Origin of the sequence: Sphaerospermopsis kisseleviana CS-549, assembly GCF_028329225.1 — a bacterium.
Taxonomy (GTDB): Bacteria; Cyanobacteriota; Cyanobacteriia; order Cyanobacteriales; family Nostocaceae; genus Sphaerospermopsis; species Sphaerospermopsis kisseleviana.
Map to the genome: position 1 here is coordinate 1 of NZ_JAQMTI010000234.1, position 16,968 is coordinate 16,968.

Consider the following 16,968-nt stretch of genomic DNA (forward strand, 5'->3'; position numbering starts at 1 on the left):
TACAGATTCAGGAGACTAATTAGGGACTGGGGACTGGGGACTGGGGACTGGGGACTGGGGAAGAAAATTTTAGATTTTAGATTTTAGATTTTAGATTGGAGTGAACAAAATCCAAAATCCAAAATCCAAAATTGAATTACCTATTACCAATTACCAATTACCTATTACCAATTACCTATTACCTATTACCTATTAGCATTGATCATGATTCCTATTAGTGATAACTTTTATAGTTGGAAGAAACCAATTATTACTTATTGGTTGATTGGCATTAATTTGGGGATATTTTGTTGGGAATTACAATTAGATGTAAGTGGGAAATTAGGTAACTTTGTCAGCAATTGGGGGATTATTCCTGAACAAACTAACACTGCTTTAACTAATGCTATTTTTTATAATTCGGCGGCTTGGATAGTTGTAATTTGGCGGTTAATTGCCTTACCACTTTCGTTGTTTGTGCATGGTAGTTTTAGTCAAATTTTGGGTAATATTTTATTTCTGTGGGTTTTTGGTAAGACGGTAGAAAGAAATTTAGGACATCAAAGATATTTATTGCTGTATTTAGCTGCTGGTGTGTTTGGGGGGATGATGCAAATTTTTATGAATCCTAAGTTAAGTGTACCTGTGATTGGTGCAAATGGGGCGATCGCTGCTATTTTAGGGGCTTATATTATCAAGTTTCCGAAGGTGAAAATAGATTCGATTTTACCTTTAATTATTATCTTTATTCCTGTGGAAATTCCTGCTTTTTGGTATTTATTTTGGTGGTTTATTCAACAGTCATTTTATGGAATTGGTAGTTTAAATATTGCCGATGGTTTTACTAATCCTGGTTATTGGGGACAGTTTGCCGGATTAGTTACAGGTGCGGCTTTTATCAAAATGATAAAAAGGTGATTGGTGATTGGTAATTGGTGATTGGTAATTGGTAATTGGGAATGGCGGGCAAGATACCCACCCCACAATATTTAAGCATTTTAGGATAAGCTGTTGTGAATTTAATTTGTATAAGTGGAACAGGCATCTTGCCTGTTCTGCAAGAGTTCAGAATATTAGGATTATACAATTTAGCTATGTAACAGCTTAGTGAGAAAATTAATAATTTCATCTAAGAGTAATTGCGGTTCATCAACACGAATTAAATGACCGCTATTTTCAAATATTTTTAAATGGGCGTTAGGAATAGCTTCGGCAATTTCTTCTGAAAATTCTGGGGGACAGATCCAGTCATGTCGTCCGGCAATTATCAGTGTTGGTGAGGTAATTTTATATAATTCGTTGAGGATATTATAGTTTCTTAAAAAGCCACTAAAGGCAATGTTAATGGCATCAACTGAGAGGATAGTTTGGTCTGAGTCTGGAGAATTTGTTTTGCGGTTATTGGTTTGGCAATACATTGGATTCATGATTTTAAAAAATTCCCGTAGCTGTTCTTCGTTTTCAAAATTACCTGCCCAAAGTTTGGAGGCGATCGCTTTTTGTTCTGGGTTTCCTCTTTGTGCTAAAATTTCTTGAGCGCGTTGTAAAAAACGGGAACTGGCGGTTGTGGCAATTACTATTAAATGAGAAACATTTTGCGGATATTTGATAGCATAGGAAAGGGCAACCATACCCCCATAGGAAGAACCAATTAAAATGATTTTTTCTAACCCCAAATATTGGCGTAATGCTTCCATATCCTCAACGTTATTTTCTAGGGTATAGGTTTCTTTTGATCCACGTGCTGACCTTCCCTGACCCCGATGATCAAAATAGACCATTTGTAGGTGATGACTGAGGGGAGAAAAACAAGGTTTATAACTGGTGTGGTCTACTCCAGGTCCACCATGAATGATGAAAGCAACTGGTTTTTCACGTATTCCCTGTTCTTCAACTGCTAACCCACAACCGTCAATATCAAAATAGATTTCTGTATCTCTGATTTTTGCTTTCACTATTAATTTACTCCTCAAAATAAACAAGATTAAATTTAATATTTAATATTTAATATTTAATATTTAATATTTAATCTTTTTTGGCGATCGCTAATTTAATATAATTCACATGTTGGAAAAAGCGATCGCTAATTTCACCAAATACATAATCATGTTAAATATTGCTCTGGTTATCTTTCAGCGCCCGTCGTGCTAATTTAACATAAGTTTTAACTGTGGTGTATGGTATTTCTAAATCTTGAGCTATGATTTGTAATGATTCTCCCATTTCGCTTCTTGCTAATATTGTTGCCCAAGTTGTAGCTATTTTTTCCGTGCGATCGCCTCCTGTGTTTTATATGTTTCAGTCCCCTTGCGGGGATTAGGTAATTAGAAACATGAGAAGGAAGACTACCCCGAACGCCCACGGGGATAGTTTCAGTCCCCTTGCGGGGATTAGGTAATTAGAAACAGATATAGCCGACGCTATTAATAAGGAAATTTTTGAGTTTCAGTCCCCTTGCGGGGATTAGGTAATTAGAAACCTATATACAGATAGCGTCTATATAGCTATCCGTAGGTTTCAGTCCCCTTGCGGGGATTAGGTAATTAGAAACTTGCTCCAGATCAAGCAATTGCAATATATATTGCTTGTTTCAGTCCCCTTGCGGGGATTAGGTAATTAGAAACCTTTGGGGGGTCATGGCAGCAGCACCTGGTAAACTTCTAGTTTCAGTCCCCTTGCGGGGATTAGGTAATTAGAAACACAGAGATTAGACGGGAATTAATCGGCTTATTCTTGTTTCAGTCCCCTTGCGGGGATTAGGTAATTAGAAACTTTGCGTCAACTACTTGTTATGAAAAATCATAACAGGATGTTTCAGTCCCCTTGCGGGGATTAGGTAATTAGAAACTAGACCATCCCATATCCTCAGAGTGTTTTATGGCTGGTTTCAGTCCCCTTGCGGGGATTAGGTAATTAGAAACATGACTTCTCATGAATATCGTAGCAACTTTAAAAGTTTCAGTCCCCTTGCGGGGATTAGGTAATTAGAAACTGTATCAATTTCTTTTCCTTCAAATAATACAATGGTTTGTTTCAGTCCCCTTGCGGGGATTAGGTAATTAGAAACCAATTCTCAGAGATTTAAAGGTGTAACAATGAGTAAAGTTTCAGTCCCCTTGCGGGGATTAGGTAATTAGAAACTTTATGATGATGCTTTTAACGCCGTCGTTAGTCGCGTTTCAGTCCCCTTGCGGGGATTAGGTAATTAGAAACTCTAGAGAAATCTTGAGGATTTTTAGCTAAATATCCCTTGTTTCAGTCCCCTTGCGGGGATTAGGTAATTAGAAACAAAGCCCAGACAAAAATAAGCTGATGGACTTAATGTTTCAGTCCCCTTGCGGGGATTAGGTAATTAGAAACATTGAAACACCAGAAACATTTACCACTATAGATATGTTTCAGTCCCCTTGCGGGGATTAGGTAATTAGAAACAAAACATAGTAGTTATTGACGATGTAGCTGTATGGCGTTTCAGTCCCCTTGCGGGGATTAGGTAATTAGAAACAATTAGACTTGTTAGCTGCTATTTGTTGCGCTATCAAGTTTCAGTCCCCTTGCGGGGATTAGGTAATTAGAAACAACAAAAACAACCCTAGTCAATACTTAGGGGCTGGTTTCAGTCCCCTTGCGGGGATTAGGTAATTAGAAACGAGAAACAAAATAGCAGCGTTATCCGGCAATTGCTGTTTCAGTCCCCTTGCGGGGATTAGGTAATTAGAAACCTCGAAGTCTAAACATCATTTGATGCTGTGAGCTTGGTTTCAGTCCCCTTGCGGGGATTAGGTAATTAGAAACAATAGAGGCTTTGTCCAATGAGTTGGGAAAGCAGCTAGTTTCAGTCCCCTTGCGGGGATTAGGTAATTAGAAACTTGGTTATATGTGAAACATATTCAAACAATTTCTGTTTCAGTCCCCTTGCGGGGATTAGGTAATTAGAAACAACTGTAAAAATGGCGTTTTAAGTATTGTTTGGGAAGTTTCAGTCCCCTTGCGGGGATTAGGTAATTAGAAACCCTGTAATTCGGGTGAGCGCCCATCAATAGTGCTTTGTTCGTTTCAGTCCCCTTGCGGGGATTAGGTAATTAGAAACTAGATAAATCTCTATGTAATGTATTATATGAGGTCGTTTCAGTCCCCTTGCGGGGATTAGGTAATTAGAAACAATAACAGACCATATAGGGTTTTTTGAACCCTACGGAGAGTAGTTTCAGTCCCCTTGCGGGGATTAGGTAATTAGAAACTCTATTTCCGCAAGTTTGACCGCCAACTCGTGAGGGTTTCAGTCCCCTTGCGGGGATTAGGTAATTAGAAACCCTATCAGCAATGATGTGCATCTCTATAGCAGACTTGTTTCAGTCCCCTTGCGGGGATTAGGTAATTAGAAACACAATTGGCAATTCATAGGACTTCGTGAGTATGCTAGTTTCAGTCCCCTTGCGGGGATTAGGTAATTAGAAACTGTTGCGGTTTTCTTGGTATTTCTTGGCATATCTCTGTTTCAGTCCCCTTGCGGGGATTAGGTAATTAGAAACGTTAGTTGTTCTGTGGTTGCGTCAAGTTCTGTTTTAGTTTCAGTCCCCTTGCGGGGATTAGGTAATTAGAAACTTTTCTCTAACTGCAAAGGTGTTCTTGATACTGAGCGTTTCAGTCCCCTTGCGGGGATTAGGTAATTAGAAACCTTAATGTTTATGTGAGTTTTATTTTCTTTGGCAAGTTTCAGTCCCCTTGCGGGGATTAGGTAATTAGAAACGACTGTTGGGACGGCAGTATCGCCGGACACGCCTCTGGTTTCAGTCCCCTTGCGGGGATTAGGTAATTAGAAACTTTACTCCACCAGTTGCTCCACCAAAAGTGAAAGAGTGTTTCAGTCCCCTTGCGGGGATTAGGTAATTAGAAACGAGGAGGTATCGGCTTGATTGATAGAAACGGTCGTGTTTCAGTCCCCTTGCGGGGATTAGGTAATTAGAAACTCCAGTAAGTAAGCTCATCAGATGGGTTAAGAACTGTTTCAGTCCCCTTGCGGGGATTAGGTAATTAGAAACTTTACATAACATCCACTAGACCACCAAAAGAAATCTCGTTTCAGTCCCCTTGCGGGGATTAGGTAATTAGAAACAATTTTTTATATCCGGGCTACAGGCTCAGGAGCGACGTTTCAGTCCCCTTGCGGGGATTAGGTAATTAGAAACTTAAGCTGTTTTATGATTTCGGGACGGTGATTTTTGTTTCAGTCCCCTTGCGGGGATTAGGTAATTAGAAACCTGCATCCTTACGGTGGGTCAGAAATATCTGTCTATGAGTTTCAGTCCCCTTGCGGGGATTAGGTAATTAGAAACTATACAAGGAACATAGTCATGGTTGCTATTTACAATGTTTCAGTCCCCTTGCGGGGATTAGGTAATTAGAAACATTAAGAAAGTCAGACTGTTATGAGGGAAGAACTTGTTTCAGTCCCCTTGCGGGGATTAGGTAATTAGAAACATTCGATATCTCTACCGTCAGCATTGTTAGGGATGTTTCAGTCCCCTTGCGGGGATTAGGTAATTAGAAACTATTTGGTTTGTCGGGATCGTAATATATTTCTTTGTGTTTCAGTCCCCTTGCGGGGATTAGGTAATTAGAAACGGTTTAAGTCCTTTATTGATTGGGATATCCCCATCATAGTTTCAGTCCCCTTGCGGGGATTAGGTAATTAGAAACTTAGCCGTGGGTTTGATAGCTGCTACAGGGAGAAGTTTCAGTCCCCTTGCGGGGATTAGGTAATTAGAAACCCCGCCCTCTGAAACATAGTCTGGGAGCAGACTGTAGGGGGGAATTTGGCGGACCTCTGAAAAAACCTCATTTCAGGCTTCGGGTTAACCGCCAACTGAAACTGATGAAACGCTGGAACTATTCAATTATCAAGGTTCTGGCGATTTGGCGGACCCCCCAGGGTTTTTGCCCCCGCTCTAGGTTTGCCAAAAATTCAAGCTGATATATCAATTATATGATTATCGCTTGCTCTTGTCTAGGGGTTTCCGAACCATAAGTGATAGTTTTTTTCACACTCCCAGCATCTAGTACATAAATTCTAATCGAATCCTCTTCAGATTTAATCAATCGTTCTATCTTGGTTTGCAGTGTCGCAAACTGCACCGCAGTCAAAAAACATTCAAACACACTATATTGAGTCCATTTTCCGTAACCACCCAACATTTTATGTAATCTTGTCCTGCGTTTGTTAGCAGCTTTGCTATCTGGTAAGTCGTAAATTATGAGATAAAAATGTGTTGTCATCTTAATGATAATGGTTTGTAAGGTACACCTTCTTGTAAATGACGACTCAATAACCGTGCTTGTAATTCTATTCCTCGTCTGTAGGTACAACGATAATCAAACACTGGATGTTTAAATTCATCATTCATCTTTTTATCAAAGGCTTGCAGGAATGTTTTTTTAGCATTATCCTTTAAACGATAAGCACCTAAACTTTCATTAAAATCATTAGGTTTAATTTCTTGCTTGTTTAAAATAGACAACACCAAATTATCAGCTATCAATGCTCTAAATTCCTCCATTAAATCGAACACCATCGCCGGTTGTCCATGATGGACTTCATGTAAATAACCGATATAAGGATCTAAACCTGCCACATTTACTGCTGCCATTACTTGACTTTGTAATAAAGCATAAGCAAAACTCAATAATGAATTTACCGGGTCAGTTGGTGGACGACGATTTCTACCATTAAATGTCCATTGTTTGCCTACCATATTCTGCCAACAAGCGAAATATTCCCTAGCTGCTAAACCTTCCACACCCCGAACTTGGTCTAAAGTTTGTTGATTTTTAACTAAACTTTTGCGTTCTTTGAGGGGATTATCCTTTTCATTATGTCGGTACAATACATGATATTGATTATGAATTTTTGCAGTGACAATGGTTTTCACTAATTCCAATCTTTTCACAGGATCGGAATAAACTTGATATTGTGCTAATCGCAGTTGACCATTACGAGAAGATTTAGGTAAAGCTGAACCCAAGTATTTACCAAAACAGGAAAGATAATGTATGGGCATTCCTAATTCTAAAGCATAGGTAAAGGCATCACCAGTCACTTGGGGATTACCCATTAAGACAATTTCATTCACAGTTTGAGCAGCGACTTTATGTTTTTTCCAAGTACCATCTTCTTGTTTTAAAGTTACTACAAAAGCCTCATAATCTTTGCTAAGAATAGCATCAGGTTGAATTACATACAGAGTAGTCATAATTTTAGAACTCCTGAGATTTTAATTGTTTGACTTCAAAAGGTAAACAAATCCGTTGTAAACTACAGGATTGACATTTTTTGGTATGATCAATAGGTGCTGGCATTTGGTTTTGACTGGCAACTTGAGCTAATGCTATAGCCTGTTCAGTCATTTGTCGTAATTGGGGAGTAAAAACCACAGTTTGTCTACGACGATTGGCATGATAAAATATTTCACCATAGGTAATATTTCTACCAGTCCGTTCTTCCAAACATAAAGCCGCAGCACATAATTGAAAATGGTCATTTAGATGTTGTGCCATCTTACCTTTTTTGTATTCCACCGGCACAAGTTGACCATCACATTCTTCCACCGCATCAATAACACCGGAAACCTTGAGACGTTCAGACCATACCCATTGTTGTTGATGAATTAAAGTTTCACCATCTTGAAAAGTACCATCTTCATTAATATTGCGGTGGATATGACGACCTAAAATAATGTGTTCGTTGTCTTCCATTTCACCTAACACATATTCCAAGTAAAAACGCCGGGGGCAATATTCCCAAGCATTGAGATAAGCTAGGGGTAAATAATCTTCATTCATTTTATTAGGTAATTGGTAATTAGTTTAATTTTGACTTTTGACTTTTGACTTTTGAATTGATTTGTCCCATTCCCATAGTTGTTTTTCTCCCCACGCCAGAAAAGACAGCAAAGTGAGATAAAATAGTAGCAATTCTCGCTTGTTCAGAATCTAAAAAACGATATTTCACCCAGCCTACAGAACCAATTTCTGCTCCTGCTTCCATTTTTAAAGCATGGGTTTTGAGGTTAAAAGCAGAAACCAAACCTTGCCATTTAATTTCAGGAAAGTGTAAATCTGAAGGTGCAAAATGATTCCAACGACGTAACAAACTATTAAATACTAACTCCGGTAAAGGGAAAGGTTGGATATTTTGATGTTGTTTGAAACTCGTGGGTGATACAAAATTTAGCACAATTTCAGAATTGAAATCATTGGTATTTGCTAAAATACAATAATCAGAAACATTCACTAAAGAATGAGAACCAGGAAAAGTAGAAATACCACGAATTACAAAAGGAAAATTACCAAGATAAAGAGACTGATTTTGAGAGAGTTCTATACCCTGTAGAAGTGGATCAATTAAATTATCATCTAACAGAGAAATACGAATGATAAAATTATCACCTAATCTTGTACCATGTAGACGACGATAACCAATTAATCCTGATAAACTAAAAGGAGATTCCTGACTATCATGAACTGATTTAGCTATGTGTGGATTTCCTAAACTTAACCATGCCATAAATTGAGAATGAATCGCCCTATTTAATGTAGCTGGAATAGGCTTTTCACTAGCAGCACCTAATTCAATAACTAAACTGTGTAAATTCATTTGATATTAGCCCCATAAGCAACTCCTAAAGGCAAACAAGTTTGATCAGATAATTCATAATATTCTCCTGATAATTGAGCTTGACTAACTAAACTCGAAGGAGGCATAACAATACGATTGTAAAGTGATAATCTAGTTGTTGTAGATAGGTCTAGGGGATTTAAAGGATGTCTGGTTATATATTCTCCAGATTTTTGTTTAACATCTGTTATTATTGTGGTATCAACCTTAATTTTTGCTGACCATTTACCTAATCGAATCCAATGGGGAATGATGATATTTTTATTAGCTAAGATATAGGTTTGGAAATGACTACCTATAGCTAATTCTTTAGCACGACCATAGTTAACAGGGTAATTTTTTCTTGCACCTTCACCACCGAATTGTGCTGATTTTCCATAATAAGAAACTTGGGCAGCCTTGAAGGTATTGACTTGATATGACCAAGTAATAGGTAAAGCTGGAAAAACATAAATTCCTGCTTTATTTAGATGTAAAAGACTTTGTTCTTGATTATCTTCTAAATAAGTAGGTTTTTGGGCTGCTTCACCTTGAAGTCTATAAGGTCTGGGAATATAAGCAGTTTCAAAAAACGCAAAACTCAAAGCCCAATTATGTAGATATTTCTCAGTTTCATAGAGAATACCCATTTCACGACTGGCAAAGAATACATTATCATGTAGGGTTAAATCACATTGGTAAATAATCATATTTTTGATGTTGGTAATTGGAAATATCCTGATCTCTCCCTAACCCTCTCCTAAAAGGAAAGGGAACAGGAACAAAATCTACATTTGTAGGTTGGGTTTACCGTGTGGAAACCCAACAAATGTTAATAAGTACAAAGTATTACAGCAGTTTTCATGTCTTTAGACCACAGTCAGGGCGAAGCATTCAGATGATAGTCTTAGGTAAAAACCGATAATTAATTGTCCGAATGCTGATGCTTCCAGCACGCTTCGCGAACGCCCCTACATTTTTGACGCGAAACCTAAATCAAAATGTGGTTTATTTACCTGAAAATAGCTGTAATAAATGTTGGGTTTCGTTCTTCAACCCAACCTACTTTTTAGCTTTTTTAGCTACTGCACCATAGGTTTCAGCGTAGGTTTTGGTCTGTTGATATAAACTGGAAATTGTCTGTTGTAACAAAGTTTCATCTTGATAAATAGCGGAAACCTCAGTTAATAAATCCGTTAATTGTGAACCCATAATTACCTGGTTTTTACGCACTGGTTCTTGATGTAATAAACTATTAGTTACTTCTGTTGCTTTGGTAATAATGTCTGCAATTGGGGCATTAATATCTGGTTTGAGAGCATCATATAATGCTTGGGTGAGGTGAAGATTACTAAAAATTTCCCCATCACAAAGGACAATACCAATAATATGATTAGTCATTGTGCCTGTACGTGATTCCTGTGCGCCATAACGCCGGGTTCTGAGGAGATTTCCTAAGACATATACAAAGCCTTCAAATGTTGGATCTCTCAGAGTTTCTACAGTGGGAAATGTGACTTCTGGGAGAACATGATCTAATTCATTAATTGCACTTCTCATCACTCCTTTTTCGCTCATTGTTCCACCTTCAAATGGTGCATTAAAGGTAAAACTCCGGTGAGATTGTTCATAAGAACTAAGTGAAAATGCAGAATCAGAATAAACCTTAGAACGCTCTGAACCACTATCACCAATGGCAAAACCATAAATAATACAATCAGGACATTTTTTACAAGAACCCTCACCATTATATTCACAGAATTTTTCTCTATCTGTGGAGTCAGCACTGGTTAAATTTAAAGAACGTAATAACTCCCTTCCTGCTAATCTTTCTGGGGTGATTTGTTTACGTTTAAACATTACTAACCGACTGATAGAATCGGAGGTTTTTAACCCTGCTTGAGTACGTGCAGTATTGAGAACACCATCAGTTTGAAACACGGGAAAAGATTGACTGTGACGTAACATTAAAAAGTGGACATATTTACCAGATGCTAACCGGGGGAAAGCAGTATGAAATTCAGGTTTCAGGGTTTTTAAGTTCATGTTTTTAATTCCTTATGATTCAGATTTTTAAGTGTTTTGTTCAGTGTTTTTTGATGGCAAAGATAACCAACGATAGGCAAATTCAGCACCGGATTTGATGCGATTGCGGTTTTCTTGGAGTAGTGCGCGATCGCCTTTATAAAGTCCCAGAAATAAATCATTAACACAGGTAGTCATAAACTGACGAATTGCCATTAATTCTTGATTTTTACGTTCAGAATACTCCACAGTTTTATTCATCAACAATGGGCGTTTAAATGCTTCCTGTCTTTCCAAAGCATCGTATAATTGACCGGCACCTTGTAAGATGATATCATCGGTTTCCAGGTGATTAGGAACAGTCAAAATTACCTCTAGAGCTTTAGAAATTGGTAACAGAATTGAGTGACTAGATTCACCAACATTCACTTGATAAAATTGACGATATTCTTGAACAATGCGCTCAATTAATTTCAGTTTTTCTTGCATTTGTTTGTCTCCTTTTACCCAGATTTGGGCATAATTCCAAATTCTTTTAACATCATTGTTTCCTGGTTCTTTTTTACTATTACGAAATCCTTGATCAGAAATAGCAAAGATATTTAAAACATCTGTGACTAAATCTCTCACAGTTCCGGTTAATGCTTGCCATCTGGCATCGGGTTTTTTACTCCTATTATCTAAATGTAAACTGTAGGTAATTAATAGCCTATTTAAAGCAGGTGATAACTCCTGTATTCTGACATTTGATGATGTATTGAGTAACTGCCAAAAACCCGCCGCACCATCTACAACTGCTGATTGTAAAAACTCTTGATCACTTGCATAAAGTGGATCTGGACTGCTAGTAGCAACAACTTTTACACCTAATAAAAGCGGTAAAGATAATGCTAAAAAAATCGGTTCTACCCACGCATCTGTAACTGTTTTACCTCTAGTTGTGGTATAAGTCATCGCCATAAAAGGTAAGTCTGTAACTGAATAATTTTTAGATTTGGCAAATCTTCCCTCTTCTACATCATCATTTTCTCTCCAAGGTAAATTTTGTAATCCTTGATATTGCATTTCTGCATCTAACCAATGTTTACGCACCTCCCACAAATTAACTCTTTTAAATTCCCTCACTAATAACCTCACAGCTTTAGCTACTTGGGGAGAATAAACATAAGCTGGAAAAATATAAAGAAATACTGGTTGTTGTTCCTCTAACTTTCCTGCGGGTGCGCCTAAAAATGCTTGACGCAATAACATTTCTAAAGACCAAATTTTTGATATTCCTCGTTTAATTCTCCCTCCTCCCAAGGCGTTTTTATTACTATATTGTTGAGGTTTAAACAAAACTACAGTATCTAACTGTTCCTCAGCTAATGCTTCTCCACTACTGAAAGAACACAGAGGTTTATTAGTGATTTTAGCTTGGGTATAAGCTGTTAATTCTTGAGTAAAATCACTATTTTTATCTCCAGTGGTAAATATTTCCAAATATTCAGACAAATAATCAATAAATGCTTGATAGGTAGGACTGCTATTTTCTGCCAACAATTTATTTTCTTCAGCCCAATTTGCTAATTTATTCGCTAAATCTTGCAAATATTTCCTAACTTCATTTTCGTCTAAAGTGGGACTTTTAGCAATATAATGAGCCGCCACTTGATACCAACCATAATTAACTCCTCCTGACTGTTTTTGTGTAGCTTCTGGGGATATTTCCGCAGATAATTCTAAAGTATTAAGTATCCAATTGATATAATCTGAAGAATTAGCAAAAAATTCTTTTTGAGCTAATATGATAAACTCCGCTAACCTATCAGCGCGAATATCAGCACCAGTATTTAAAAACTGTATTTCTGTTGGGTTTAAATCTAACTTTTCTAACCTTTTTGGTGTTGCAGGTGATTTAATGTTAGCAACTTTCACCTGTACAACTTCAGGAAGTTGGCAAATTAAATCTTTAGGTGTGAATAATTCTGAGGTTTGGGGAGCAATTTTTAAACCTTTACCATCACGAACATAACCCACATCACCACTTTGAAAATACTCTGCTAGTCCTTTTTGATTTCTTTCTTCATTACCATTAATTAAATTATCCCAAACAGCAGTTTGTACATCTGTAAATTGTGGTTTTGTGACATCATTAGGAGCTAAATAAACCACACCTTGAGCAAAACAGAGCATTTCTTCCCATCCTAATTCATGGGCAAAATTAACTACTGCATTATGAATTTGATTGGTAATTAATCCCCGACAATCTCGTAAACGATGGTAAACTAATTTCTTGGAAATATTTAACCAATATAAGTGATCTCGTAATCTATCACCTTTTGTAGTTGTGATAATTTCCGCAGGATCAGATATATGTACTGCAATATCTCCAAAGGCTAATAAATGCCGTAAAATATCAGTTAATCTTTTATCCTTAATAGTGAATTGTCGCTGCTCATTTTCCCACAGAGAAATAATAGAACTACTATCTACATTAAACTGGGTATTTTGTGCTAAAAATGCTATTTCTAACAAATAATCTGGCCACTCTGTCCAAAATTCTGTAAAGTTTAATTTTGTCCCCAATTCCCTACATAAATTAATAATTTCCTCAATTTCATGGGCTTTTGGTGGTGCTTGTTCTTCCCCTTGTGCTTTCACATATTTATTATAGTCATGTAAGGCAATTCCTAAACATAATAATCTCTTTTCCTCATCTTTTAATTGCTGACGTGGTGATAAATGCAGACTCAAATTCCACGCAATTAATAACCCATTTAAAACATGAACTAATAAACTTTGATCAGGTTTATTTGCCCAACGTTGAGCATTTTCCTGGGCGTGTTGATCACCCAATTTCACCAAATTATGATAATGTACTATTTCCGAACCTCCCATAGCAGGAATAAGGGCAAATTCCCTTTCCATTGCCGGCAAAATAGTGTTAACAAATAAAGTTAAAATCGGATCTGTGTCTGCTGGTAAAGTTTCAATCAGTAAGGCTTGTAATAATGTAGGCATAGTTGTAAAATCACTTTATTTGTGGTTTTTATTTGTGGTTTTTAAAAAATGTAAGATTTACTTCTTTCACATCGTCTAATTTTCCATTTTACAGCTTCTAATAACAAAGCATCTTGATGAAAAGCACAACCATAAAATTGTCCATCACTATCTTTAAGTCTATAAAGTCCAAAGGTAGGACTTAAATACAAAGTCTGGCTAATTTGCCAATGACTATTATTAGGAGTACGGTTAACCGGAACTAAAAAACCTAATAATTTCTGTCTTTTTAAACAACGATTAACTTCTGTTTGTGGATGTCCAACAATACTTAATTTATCCACAAAAGTAAGGATACATTGTTGAATTTCATCACTAGAGCGATCGCATTCTAACTCAATATTATATCTTTGATCTGACCACTTTTGAACTTTCAGATAAACTTGAATATATTTCTCTGGAAATTCTGTATGGGAATGATCAGCATTTACCGCAGCTTTTAAAAACTCCTCCCTCTCAATTATTTCTACTTCTGCATAAGCTAATAACCTCAATAAATCATAAGTGTAAAAACGTCCTTCATCCCACACCGCAGCTTGTAAATCAGAACCACCTCTAAACCTTAATAACTCCTGTTGTACTGCTTTTCCTACTCCTTTTTCATCCTTACCTAAAGCAAACCAATGTCCACGTTTTTTATCTAGTTGTTCACCGTAAACTAAGCGTAAATCTTCCGATATTTTATCTTTTAATTGTTCAATAACTCCTGCTTTTTTACTACCCATACTAAATAACATTCCTTGCGCTTGTAAAGCACCCCAATATTTAGGATATTCTGTAAAAACTGTAGGTGCGTTAAACACTTCTGTAATAATTTCTTGAAACTGATCACGATCATATTCTAAGTTAGTTAATTTCTCTTCTAATCTTGATTTTATCCAAGGAGTACGACCAGATAAAAGTACAAAACCCTGATAATGATTAAATCCAGAATGACGACCTAAACGCCCCAAACGCTGAATAAATGTAGCAGAATCACTCGCTTCAAAAATTAATAAATGTATCCTAAAATCTACACCCACATCAACCGCAGAAGTTCCCACAATTAACACAGGTTGCTCAGATTTTTCTAACTCATCATGTATTTTTTCTCTCTCTTGTTTATCAATTCTACCACTAATTTCTAGGACTTTCACATCAGGAGACATTAGTTTGTTTAATTCTCTCACAGTTCTACTCACTAAAGCTACAGAATTAAGAATAATTCCGCCTCTACCTTTACCTTCTTGGTGGAGAATATTTCTAATTTGTTCATGTTCTTGAATTAACCAGTTGAAAGCGTCGCTTTCTCTGTCTAATTGTACAAATTCTAAATCAATAGGTTGACAAATTTGCCGATATCCAGGATTAGGTTTACTTTCATATTCTCCCTTAATTGATGTTACCTTAAAATCAGCATTTTTAAGGAGTTTAACAAAATTGTCCTTGGGAGTTGCGGAAGTAAATAAAACTCGCATCGGTCGTTTTTTAGGACGATTATGGCGAATTAGTAATAAACTATTGAGAATAGCAGCTTCTTGATGTGAACCAAAAATATGAAATTCATCAGCTATATATAAATCGGGATTTCTACCTAAAGTAATCGCTAATTCTGCGCGACTATAAGCAGGATTTTGATAACGAGAATGGGTAGCTAAATGGAAAATATCAGGGTTAGTCAAAATCACAGATTTATGTTTGATTATTCTCAATAATTCCTTAAATTTATTAGTTTTTTCTCCCTGTTCTACTAATTCTGCTAACTTTGTACCATAAAGACTTTCTATCTCATCAATTTCTGCAAGATTGAATTTTTGATAATAATTGATAATCTGTCTTTTTTGATCTGCAACTAATTCAATGGTGGGATAAAGTGATATTACTTGAAAATCACTATTTAATAAACTTGCTAAATAAGCAGCTAAGGATTTACCATCACCTGTAGCAGAGGTATTAAATATAATTTCTGCATCGCTGTTAATAATGGCGTGATAAGTTTCTGCTTGGTGGGAAGATAAAGGACAATTGTTACCTTCTCCAAAGTTGGGCGCTTGTTGTTTGACTTTGCAGGATTGCATACATCCCAAAGCACAAGCCCCCACACCCCCATTCAATTTGGAGTATAATGGCAGTAAAGAAATTTTCACTGTAGTTCAGTATTTGTTGGATGTGACTAATTTATTACTTCTGGAAACAGAGATGTTATCAAAAAATGATAATAACTCTAATCAATTGGGTTTTATGTTGGAAATATTAAAACTGCTGGCAGAAAAACCCTTGAAAAAAGCCGAGTTAGAAATTTTGTTGAGCGATCGCGGTTTTGAAGCTGGTGATTTATCACAGAAAATTACTCGTGCCATTGGTAAACTCCGAGACTGTGGTTTTGAAATTAAAGCTGCACCCAACCGCCCTTATGAGTTAGTGACATCAGCGTTTCCGGTGATTTTATCTGAAGAACAAAGACAAGCACTATCAATGGCCTCTGAGTTATTGACAAGTCTGGGGTTTTCCGCAGAAGCAGGACACATTTACCAGATTGGTAACTTTAATGAAAAACTCAAGTCCCCTAATCTGATAACAGACTTTCATCCACCCACAGACTACAGTGAAGATAAAATCAATGAAATTGTACGTCATTTACAGCAACGGTTTCAGCAAAAACGCCGCTTTGTAGTTTGGTATCGCAGCAAACAAGGTAAAGAAACATTCTGGGATTTAGATAAGTCAGAACTGAGATTACATAACGGTGTACTCTATTTGTTTGCTTTAGTTCCAGACTTTCGGAGTTATCACTTAGAAACCCGACCCAATGCTGAACAAAATATTACTTTGAGAGTAGACCGCATCACCAGAGTTGGTGGAGTTTCCCAGACTCCCTGGACCTATAGTAAATTTCCTACTTTAGATATTAAATACCGTCTGACAGGAGATTTAGCGAGTTATAGACCCCGCAGACCCCATGAAACGGTTATTTCCTCACTGGAAACTACAGAATATGTTGATATTTTAACTCAAGAAGACTGTATATTTTGGTTTCGTCAAAGAATACTACAGTACGGTGCTAGTGCTAGGGTTTTAAGTCCTGATTGGGTGGCAAAGCAAGTCAAGGATGCTTTGAAAAAAGCTTATGATAATTACATTGATTAAACATGAAAATTGTATTGATTGAGCGATCGCACCACATTATATAATCCTGTAGGGGTGAATCATTCCCATGGTAAAAATAGACAACAAACAGACAGTTTAACAGAAGAGGGCAAAGCATTGGCAATTTTACATTATCGAAATCA

General features: G+C 36.8%; 12 protein-coding genes, 1 pseudogene and 1 CRISPR repeat array. Of the genes and pseudogenes, 2 read left to right on the forward strand and 11 right to left on the reverse strand.

The annotated features are described in order from the left end of the window. Positions 1-204: 204 nt before the first annotated feature. Positions 205-897 (forward strand): rhomboid family intramembrane serine protease, encoded by a 693-nt coding sequence (locus tag PN497_RS18105; RefSeq protein ID WP_096568697.1) that lies wholly within the window; start codon positions 205-207, stop codon positions 895-897. Here PN497_RS18105 and PN497_RS18110 read toward each other — a convergent pair. The 11 genes and pseudogenes from PN497_RS18110 to cas3 form a co-directional block, all read right to left on the reverse strand. Beyond that, a complete protein-coding gene (locus tag PN497_RS18110; RefSeq protein ID WP_272110745.1) occupies positions 878-1,024 on the reverse strand; it encodes a hypothetical protein in 147 nt (48 codons plus the stop codon). The genes PN497_RS18105 and PN497_RS18110 overlap by 20 nt on opposite strands. 43 nt (positions 1,025-1,067) lie before the next feature. Further along, positions 1,068-1,934, reverse strand: coding sequence for an alpha/beta fold hydrolase (locus tag PN497_RS18115; RefSeq protein WP_096568700.1), 867 nt, complete (start codon positions 1,932-1,934; stop codon positions 1,068-1,070). Positions 1,935-2,088: 154 nt separating this feature from the next. Next, a pseudogene (locus PN497_RS18120) lies at positions 2,089-2,265 on the reverse strand (CRISPR-associated endoribonuclease Cas6); the annotation flags it as partial. Positions 2,266-2,274: 9 nt separating this feature from the next. Continuing rightward, positions 2,275-5,750: a CRISPR direct-repeat array (repeat unit 37 nt; unit sequence GTTTCAGTCCCCTTGCGGGGATTAGGTAATTAGAAAC). 211 nt (positions 5,751-5,961) lie between these two features. Further along, positions 5,962-6,255, reverse strand: coding sequence for a CRISPR-associated endonuclease Cas2 (cas2, locus tag PN497_RS18125; protein WP_096568703.1), 294 nt, complete (start codon positions 6,253-6,255; stop codon positions 5,962-5,964). Next, complete coding sequence (gene cas1d, locus PN497_RS18130; RefSeq protein WP_096568706.1) at positions 6,252-7,229, reverse strand: type I-D CRISPR-associated endonuclease Cas1d; 978 nt, start codon at positions 7,227-7,229, stop codon at positions 6,252-6,254. The genes cas2 and cas1d overlap by 4 nt, the downstream gene beginning before the upstream one ends. A 4-nt stretch (positions 7,230-7,233) precedes the next feature. Then, entirely contained in the window at positions 7,234-7,818 is a 585-nt protein-coding gene (gene cas4, locus PN497_RS18135; protein ID WP_096568709.1) for a CRISPR-associated protein Cas4, read from the reverse strand. A gap of 19 nt (positions 7,819-7,837) precedes the next feature. Next, positions 7,838-8,632, reverse strand: a complete 795-nt coding sequence (cas6, locus tag PN497_RS18140) for a CRISPR-associated endoribonuclease Cas6 (RefSeq protein ID WP_096568712.1) — start codon at positions 8,630-8,632, stop codon at positions 7,838-7,840. Continuing rightward, positions 8,629-9,342 carry a type I-D CRISPR-associated protein Cas5/Csc1 gene (gene cas5d / locus PN497_RS18145; protein ID WP_096568715.1) on the reverse strand — a complete coding sequence of 238 codons (714 nt, stop codon included), beginning with the start codon at positions 9,340-9,342 and terminating at the stop codon, positions 8,629-8,631. Before cas5d ends, cas6 begins: the two co-directional genes overlap by 4 nt. A gap of 352 nt (positions 9,343-9,694) precedes the next feature. Continuing rightward, the gene (gene cas7d, locus PN497_RS18150) at positions 9,695-10,678 is read right to left on the reverse strand and encodes a type I-D CRISPR-associated protein Cas7/Csc2 (protein WP_096568718.1); all 984 of its coding nucleotides are present in this window, start codon (positions 10,676-10,678) and stop codon (positions 9,695-9,697) included. A 27-nt stretch (positions 10,679-10,705) separates the two neighbouring features. Next, on the reverse strand, positions 10,706-13,660 hold the full coding sequence (gene cas10d, locus PN497_RS18155; protein WP_096568721.1) for a type I-D CRISPR-associated protein Cas10d/Csc3: 2,955 nt from the start codon (positions 13,658-13,660) through the stop codon (positions 10,706-10,708). A gap of 41 nt (positions 13,661-13,701) precedes the next feature. Beyond that, entirely contained in the window at positions 13,702-15,756 is a 2,055-nt protein-coding gene (gene cas3 / locus PN497_RS18160) for a type I-D CRISPR-associated helicase Cas3' (protein WP_272110746.1), read from the reverse strand. A gap of 121 nt (positions 15,757-15,877) precedes the next feature. Between cas3 and PN497_RS18165 the strand changes: the two genes are divergently transcribed. Then, entirely contained in the window at positions 15,878-16,825 is a 948-nt protein-coding gene (locus tag PN497_RS18165; protein WP_096572707.1) for a helix-turn-helix transcriptional regulator, read from the forward strand. Positions 16,826-16,968 lie beyond the last annotated feature (143 nt).

Bases quoted from the DNA above. Each gene is read 5' to 3' on its own strand.
- PN497_RS18105 (WP_096568697.1), top strand. From the start codon at position 205: ATGATTCCTATTAGTGATAACTTTTATAGTTGGAAGAAACCAATTATT.
- PN497_RS18110 (WP_272110745.1), bottom strand. From the start codon at position 1,024: ATGCCTGTTCCACTTATACAAATTAAATTCACAACAGCTTATCCTAAA.
- cas2 (WP_096568703.1), bottom strand. From the start codon at position 6,255: ATGACAACACATTTTTATCTCATAATTTACGACTTACCAGATAGCAAA.
- cas1d (WP_096568706.1), bottom strand. From the start codon at position 7,229: ATGACTACTCTGTATGTAATTCAACCTGATGCTATTCTTAGCAAAGAT.
- cas4 (WP_096568709.1), bottom strand. From the start codon at position 7,818: ATGAATGAAGATTATTTACCCCTAGCTTATCTCAATGCTTGGGAATAT.
- cas6 (WP_096568712.1), bottom strand. From the start codon at position 8,632: ATGAATTTACACAGTTTAGTTATTGAATTAGGTGCTGCTAGTGAAAAG.
- cas5d (WP_096568715.1), bottom strand. From the start codon at position 9,342: ATGATTATTTACCAATGTGATTTAACCCTACATGATAATGTATTCTTT.
- cas7d (WP_096568718.1), bottom strand. From the start codon at position 10,678: ATGAACTTAAAAACCCTGAAACCTGAATTTCATACTGCTTTCCCCCGG.
- cas10d (WP_096568721.1), bottom strand. From the start codon at position 13,660: ATGCCTACATTATTACAAGCCTTACTGATTGAAACTTTACCAGCAGAC.
- cas3 (WP_272110746.1), bottom strand. From the start codon at position 15,756: ATGCAATCCTGCAAAGTCAAACAACAAGCGCCCAACTTTGGAGAAGGT.
- PN497_RS18165 (WP_096572707.1), top strand. From the start codon at position 15,878: ATGTTATCAAAAAATGATAATAACTCTAATCAATTGGGTTTTATGTTG.